The following is a 6,155-nucleotide window of genomic DNA, read 5'->3' as shown; positions in this document are numbered from 1 at the left end:
CAGTTGCCGGGCGGCGGAGCTGTCCCCGGCGTCGGCAAGTCGGCGCAGCACCGCCACTGCCCCGTCGAGGTCGCCCCGCTCCCGCAACAACCCCGTCAGGTGCCGGGCGGCGGAGCTGTCCCCTGCGTCGGCAAGCCGGCGCAGCACCGCCACTGCCCCGTCGAGGTCGCCCCGCTCCCGCAGCAATTCCGCCAGTTGTCGGGCGGCCTGGGTGTACCCGGCGTCGGCGCGTCGGCGCAGCACCGCCACTGCTCCGTCGAGGTCGCCCCGCTCCCGCAACAACCCCGTCAGGCGCCAGGCGGCGGAGCTGTCCCCTGCGTCGGCAAGTCGGCGCAGCACCGCCACTGCCCCGTCGAGGTCGCCCCGCTCCCGCAGCAATTCCGCCAGTTGTCGGGCGGCCTGGGTGTACCCGGCGCCGGCGCGTCGGCGCAGCACCGCCACTGCTCCGTCGAGGTCGCCCCGCTCCCGCAACAATTCCGCCAGTTGCTCGGCGGCGGAGCTGTCCCCGGCGTGGGCGCGTCGGCGCAGCTCGTTGAGGTCGCCCCGCTCCCGCAGCAATCCCGCCAGTTGTCGGGCGGCGTGGGTGTTCCCGGCGTCGGCAAGTCGGCGCAGTACCGCGACTGCTTCGTCGAGGTCGCCCCGCTCCCGCAACAACCGCGCCAGTTGTCGGGCGGCGTAGCTGTCTCCGGCGTCGGCAAGTCGGCGGAGTACCGCGACTGCTCCGTCGAGGTCGCCCCGCTTTCGCAACAATTCCGCCAGGTGCCAGGCGGCGTAGCTGTCCCCGGCGTCGGCAAGTCGGCGCAGCACCGCCACTGCTCCGTCGAGGTCGCCCCGCTCCCGCAACAACCCCGCCAGTTGTCGGGCGGCGTAGCCGTCTTCGGCGTCGGCGCGTCGACGGAGGATGTGTGGCTGGGCGATCTCGGTGAGGTGATCCTGGATGATGGCGTGGCGGAACTGCCAGGCGTTGCCGTTGATGCGAAGGATGGCTCGGTCTGGGTCGGTGCCATTGTCGAGGAACCCGATCAACCGGCGCGGAAGCATCGAGTCAGTCCCGGTTCTTACAGAGAGCGCCATGTGAGTGATCCGGAACCGGAGCCAGGCCCGTTCGGCACCGATGAGCGCACCAGCGGCGAACGAGGCAGCGCCGACGACGTTCCAAAGGGCTGGGAACGTGTCGACGAGGAAGCCCGCGATGGTGAACACCGCGGCGGCGGGAAGCGCACACCGTATGGCAGCGATGATCGCGAGGAAGTGATTGGCGCGTAGAGTCGCTGCCGGCCCCGATGGGGTCGGTCGCGTGCCAACACTTGGCAGCATCTCGATGACACCGCCACAACCGGCTCCCGCAATGAATCCGGCGACCGGTCGGTTCACCGCTATCCCGGCCGCCGTACCACACCAAGCGCCGAAGACAACATGCAGCATCACGCTGACGCACCGGTTGGCGTGGCTCCATAGGGCCAACCTCCGCGGCAGGAAAGGAATCCTCGGGGGTGCCGGCTGAAACTCGTGCGCGAAAATCTGTTTGAATCCCCCGCCATAGGAGACCGCGACCAGCACCGCGAAGGTCAACGCCGCGCCGACGCCATGCCATTCGTCTACCCAACCCCGCACCACTACCGCCACAACGATCGCCACCGCCGCTGCGAGCCCACCCGCCTGCCACCACAGAGCACGACGAGGATGGATCATCAGCTCCACCCACGGCAGTCGCCACCACCGAAGATCCCGGCTGCCATCCAGATAGGCGATATAGGCCAAATGGGTAAGCCACCGCGCCGCGTCCCGTGCCAAGATGACCGGACCCGCTTGCGGCCCTTCGCCGCGATGTCCACCGGGTTCGTCGTACACGGTACTGATGTAGCCGTCGATCAGCCGGGCGGCGATCTCGCCTCGTGTCTCGAATTGGACCAGCTCAGCGGGATCGGAGCTCTCGCCGCCGGCTCCTGCCGCAGCGGGCTCCGCGTAGACATCCTTGGCCAGTCCGACCATCAAGGGCGTTGCCAACGTCTCGGCCAGCACCCCGGACGGCTGCTCCCGCAGCATGGCAAATACCGGTTCCCAGCGTGCTCGTCCCGACGCTGGCTCGGCCAAAAACTCGATCACATCATGCGACTCCAGGGGCTCCAGGCGCACAACCGCGGCCCGAGCCAACATCCCGCCCGTCGCCACCGCCCGCTGGAACTCCCGGACCCGACAGGTCACCACCACCCCACGATCACCCGCAGCAAAGCGCTCGATCGCCTGCACCGCGGCTGGCTGTAGCAGCGTGTCGATCTCATCCAGACCGTCGAGAATCGGTAACACCCACCAACCGGACTCGTCACCGTCGAACATCCGCGGTTGCGAAGCCAGACGCCGAGCCTCACCCGGCGAGATTTCGAAATCCTCGAGCAACCGCCGCGCGACGAGCATCGACACCGATTCCTGGACCGGGTTCCACGACGACACTGCCAGCAGCACCGGCACCGGCTCACCCGCCACCCGCCGCGACAGCATCTGATCAACCAACATCGACACCATCACGCTCTTACCCGCACCCGGCTCACCGATGACCACCAACTGCCGCCACGGCAACTCGCGCAACCTCTCCGCCACCACGCTCACATCACCCTCAAGCGGCGCGTCCTGCCAGCCCGGACCGCCTGGATCCGTCGAACCGAACACCGCCGACCGACTCGCACTGACCTCCACCGCAGCCCGAAACCTCACCCGCAGCGGAGCAGGACGATACAGCCGACGCCGCACGGAACTACTCCGCACACGGAACAGCGCATCAACAGCCACCTTGGACGCGGCAACTTTCAGATCGGCGTCATCACCGCCCTTGACAAGACGCCACAATGCCGAGCCCATCGGTGGAGCAAATGCCGTGAGTAGGGCGGCCACCACCGCCAACACCACCACCAACTGCGGCTTGCCATCGGCTGCCTGTGACCAGGCCACAGCCACAACCGTCGCCCCGAGGGCCAGGGCAAGCAGAATCAAGCGGCTCCAGGGCCTTCGCCAGAACATGCGAAAACCGTATGACTGTCTACCAGATGATCAACAGGGTGCAAACATCCATACCGCTATCCGCTCAACGGCATGATCGTGCGGCACACGCCAGCCGAAGCCTTCACCGTGGGCAGTTCGTGGGCGACGTGTCGCCGGCGCGTACTCCGGGGCGAAACAGGATGCCGAGGCCGACTGCGGCTCCCTGACGGCAGGCCAGCGCAGGCCAGCCCAGGTTTGATGAAAGGACCGCTACGGGATTGATGCGTCGTTCACGTGGCGGAGGTGGAGGCGCGAGGCCACCGCAAGGTACTGCAACGTCGTGGTTGACGAGGATGTGCTCAGCTCGATCTGGAAAGCGTCCTCGTACCCCTGCTGATTGCGGAGCACCCACCGCCAGACGGAGGTCATGCTGAGCAGGCCGGCATAGTACTGATTCATTTGAATTGGCACCGAATCCGACATCCAATGGCGAAGCTGCGGCCGTTGCCGCGGATCGAAGGAAACCTCGACCGTGTCGTCATCCGGATCGACCTCCACGTGCAGGTACCCCTCGTCGAAGCGGAACTGGACCGCCACGAGCCAGGAGGGGTCGTCGTTGTACGCCACATGCACGACCTCAGCCAGATTAGTCAAAATGGAGGGAGCAGGAGACGGCAGGTCATAAGCCACCCGCAGATCATGGCACCGACTGTGTCAACCTGTGCGTTTCGCTAGTCAGCGAGTGTGCCACGTAGGCTCAATGTTGCCTGCGCGCTCGGGCCGTTGACCCGTACCGGAGATGGCGGCGCAGTCGGACGTGGGGACACCCAGCCGGGTATCACGCGTGACTGACTCTCGTTGCCTCATGATCGATTGGGTCCTCCACGGTGAGGAGGATGAACAGTCTGGGGCGCCATCTCGGGCCGGGCGTCCCGAGCCGTGATCGAGGGCGGCACGGACCGGTGCGGTGAGGCGCTCGTCCCTGTGGGGGGTCGGCGAGGTCCGATAGGGAGGAGCGTCAGCGCCGCCTCCACGGCCCGGGACGGAAGTTGACCGACGCGCAGCCATTCCACGCGGTCGCGGACTGGCCGGGAGTCGTGCGGCAGGCGAGCGAGTCTCGCCGCGATCTGGGGCAGCACTTCGACGTCCCAGGCTAGGGCGACGTGTCCGTTGGCGTGGGCGATGACGTGGACGGCGTCTCGGGCGGCTTCCTGTATCTGTGCGGGGTGGCAGCCGGGCTGTGCGCCGCTGGCGGCCTTCCGGGCGGTAGCGGCGACCTGCCGCCGGTACCGCGCCGGGCCCCGGCGGCTGGTGTCCGGCCACTCCAGCAGCCGTTGGGCGAAGTCGAGGCGCGGCAGGAACCAGGAGGGCCCGGCCCGGCGTACGAATTGCAGGGCGCTCTGGTCGTGCGGACACCAGGTTTCAGCAGCGCAGAGGTGCTCTCGCAGGTTGACCCAGCCCAGAGCGCTGGCATGGGCCATCCGGGAGACCTCGACCTCTTCGAGTTGCCGGATCACCACCGCCTCGTCGTCTGTGCTCCTGTCGTCGTCGCCGGGGACGTGGGTGAGGCCGCGCTCGTAGTGGATCTGCGACCCGCCTGCCTCTGCCCGGTGCAGGATCGTCCGGAGGTGGTGGTAGTAGAGGGGGTCGCCGTGGGGGTAGGTGCCGACGATGGTGATGTACCGGCCGTCGTCCGGTTGCTTGTAGTACCAGACCGCCGTGTACAGGACTCCCCGGCGGACCCGCAGCGCTCTGGTGGCGTCGTCGTCACGGCCCGGCGGGCGACTCGGGTTCACCACAGGCCAGCCGCTTCGATGATCAGCTCGCGGGACGCGGCCACGCCCAGCGCTTCGGCGTCGACCTGGTCCCACACCCTGTCCGGGCCGGAGACGTCGGACAGCAGCTCGTACGACGTGCGGTCGTCGACCTTCCGGTACACCACGTCGGGTTCCGGGTCTGGAAGAGCGAAGACGGTTGCGTGGTTCGCGGCTGGTGACGCGGCCCGCGGCAGGACCCGGATCGAGATGTGCGGTATTCGCGTCAGGTTCACCAGGTGTCGGAGCTGGACACGCATGTCGTCGCGCGTGCCGACCTGCCAGGACAGGGCCTTCTCCTGGATGACGACGTCCAGGTCGGGCGGTGTGGCTCGGCTGAGGATCTGCTGCCGTCGGAGCAGGACCACGACCTGCTCACTGCAGACCGGTTCGGTCAGGTCCGGGTTCCGGCGCAGGAAGGCGGTGGCGTACCGCCGGGTCCGAGTCAGGTCCGGGATATGGTCCGGGTCGAAGACACATAACCGGGTCGCCTTGTCCTCCAAACCCAGATAGGTGCACGCCCTGGGCGGGATGATCTCGCCCGGGTATCGGTCCCACCACTCGATGCGGCCTGTGCTCCGGGAAAGCCTGACGAGGTGGTTCTGCTGGTCGGTGGGGATGTTGAGGGTGCCGCAGATGGCGGTGATCTCCGTGGCGGACATCGGCCGAACGCCGGCTTCGATCTCCTTGAGAGCTGCCCTCGAAAGTCCAGAAAGTCGAGCTGCCTGACGGGGGTTCACGCCGGCCCGGGCGCCGACGACCGCCGCCACGGCCGTACCACCGACGGGGACAAGGAGACAGCTGGCGCGGTCGTGGGTGCTCCGTGGGCGCTCAGATGTCAGCGACCCCGGACGGATTCCGCCCCTAGAATCTGGATTTCGGTTCAGAGTGACCTCGACAGGGCAGCTACAATGTGTAACAATCATTCTGACCTGCGGATACTCGGTGACACTTTCCTGGACTCGCGGGCGAGAATCCGGACGAGTTGCTTTACGTTCGGTAGCGGGAGAAAAAGACCGTTGCTGATGATTAAAAGTCCGCTGCTCTGCCAATTGAGCTAGCAGCCCGTCAGCCGTAGAGCGTACCGGACGTCGGTGGCCGCCCTCGGTGGATATATCTGCCGTCGTGCCCCCGCCCGCCGCATCCGGTCCGGACGGGCCACCGATCTCCGACTGGCGGCGCGGAGCGGCCCGGTGCGCCACGTGGCACGCCGGGCCGCTCCGTACGCCGTCGCGTCGGTTCGTCTCTCTCGTCAGTACGTCTGCCGTCCTGGCCGCTCGATACGGCTCGCCGTCCTGGCCGCTCAGTACGTCTCGCCGAGTTGGCCGCGGAGTTTGGTCAGGGCGCGGGTGAGGAGTCGGCTGA

4 protein-coding genes are annotated in these 6,155 nt (G+C 67.4%); all 4 read right to left on the bottom strand.

Annotation, left to right across the window (positions count from 1 at the left end):
* On the bottom strand, window positions 1-3,015 hold a 3,015-nt coding region (locus ACFP2T_RS47060; protein WP_377434360.1), incomplete at its 3' end, for a tetratricopeptide repeat protein.
* Window positions 3,016-3,246: 231 nt separating this feature from the next.
* A complete protein-coding gene (locus ACFP2T_RS47055; protein WP_377434357.1) occupies window positions 3,247-3,666 on the bottom strand; it encodes a DUF6334 family protein in 420 nt (139 codons plus the stop codon).
* A 173-nt stretch (window positions 3,667-3,839) separates the two neighbouring features.
* On the bottom strand, window positions 3,840-4,775 hold the full coding sequence (locus tag ACFP2T_RS47050) for a hypothetical protein (protein WP_377434354.1): 936 nt from the start codon (window positions 4,773-4,775) through the stop codon (window positions 3,840-3,842).
* Window positions 4,769-5,452, bottom strand: a complete 684-nt coding sequence (locus tag ACFP2T_RS47045; RefSeq protein WP_377434351.1) for a DUF5753 domain-containing protein — start codon at window positions 5,450-5,452, stop codon at window positions 4,769-4,771. Before ACFP2T_RS47045 ends, ACFP2T_RS47050 begins: the two co-directional genes overlap by 7 nt.
* Window positions 5,453-6,155: the final 703 nt, after the last annotated feature.

Source organism: Plantactinospora solaniradicis (genome assembly GCF_042658085.1).
Lineage (GTDB): Bacteria > Actinomycetota > Actinomycetes > Mycobacteriales > Micromonosporaceae > Plantactinospora > Plantactinospora solaniradicis.
Note: the sequence above shows the minus strand (reverse complement) of the source record. Positions and strands in the feature narration are given on the sequence as shown.

Bases quoted from the DNA above. Each gene is read 5' to 3' on its own strand.
- ACFP2T_RS47045 (WP_377434351.1), bottom strand. From the start codon at position 5,452: ATGTCCGCCACGGAGATCACCGCCATCTGCGGCACCCTCAACATCCCC.